The organism is Hydrogenophaga sp. RWCD_12 (assembly GCF_046604225.1).
Lineage (GTDB): Bacteria > Pseudomonadota > Gammaproteobacteria > Burkholderiales > Burkholderiaceae_C > Hydrogenophaga.
The window spans coordinates 1-1,001 of the sequence record NZ_JBKIXC010000014.1; the positions used below are offsets into that span (position 1 = coordinate 1).

General features: G+C 63.5%; 1 protein-coding gene. It reads left to right on the plus strand.

Going from position 1 to position 1,001, the window contains the following annotated elements:
- Positions 1 to 1,001: elongation factor Tu (tuf, locus tag ACLIJ1_RS23275; RefSeq protein WP_411367961.1), on the plus strand; the 1,001-nt coding region annotated here is incomplete at both ends.

Here is a 1,001-nt window from a genome sequence, read left to right on the forward strand (position 1 = left end):
GCCGCCAAGGCCTACGACCAGATCGACGCGGCTCCGGAAGAAAAGGCCCGCGGCATCACGATCAACACCGCGCACGTGGAATACGAAACGGCCAACCGCCACTACGCCCACGTGGACTGCCCCGGCCACGCCGACTACGTCAAGAACATGATCACCGGTGCCGCCCAGATGGACGGCGCCATCCTGGTGTGCTCGGCCGCTGACGGCCCGATGCCCCAGACCCGCGAACACATCCTGCTGGCCCGCCAGGTGGGCGTGCCTTACATCATCGTGTTCCTGAACAAGTGCGACATGGTGGACGACGCCGAGCTGCTGGAACTGGTCGAAATGGAAGTGCGCGAACTGCTCTCCAAGTACGACTTCCCCGGCGACGACACCCCGATCGTCAAGGGTTCGGCCAAGCTGGCCCTCGAAGGCGACAAGGGCGACCTGGGCGAACAGGCCATCATGCGCCTGGCCGACGCGCTGGACAGCTACATCCCCACCCCGGAACGTGCCGTTGACGGCGCTTTCCTGATGCCCGTGGAAGACGTGTTCTCCATCTCCGGTCGCGGCACCGTGGTGACCGGCCGTATCGAGCGCGGCATCGTCAAGGTCGGCGAAGAAATCGAAATCGTCGGTATCGCTGCCACCCAGAAGACCACCTGCACCGGCGTGGAAATGTTCCGCAAGCTGCTGGACCAAGGTCAAGCTGGCGACAACGTCGGTATCCTGCTGCGCGGCACCAAGCGCGAAGAAGTGCAGCGCGGCCAGGTGCTGTGCAAGCCCGGCTCCATCAAGCCGCACACGCACTTCACCGGTGAGGTGTACGTGCTGTCCAAGGACGAAGGTGGCCGTCACACGCCGTTCTTCAACAACTACCGTCCGCAGTTCTACTTCCGCACGACGGACGTGACCGGCGCCATCGAACTGCCTGAAGGCAAGGAAATGGTGATGCCTGGCGACAACGTGTCGATCACGGTCAAGCTGATCGCCCCGATCGCCATGGAAGAAGGTCTGCG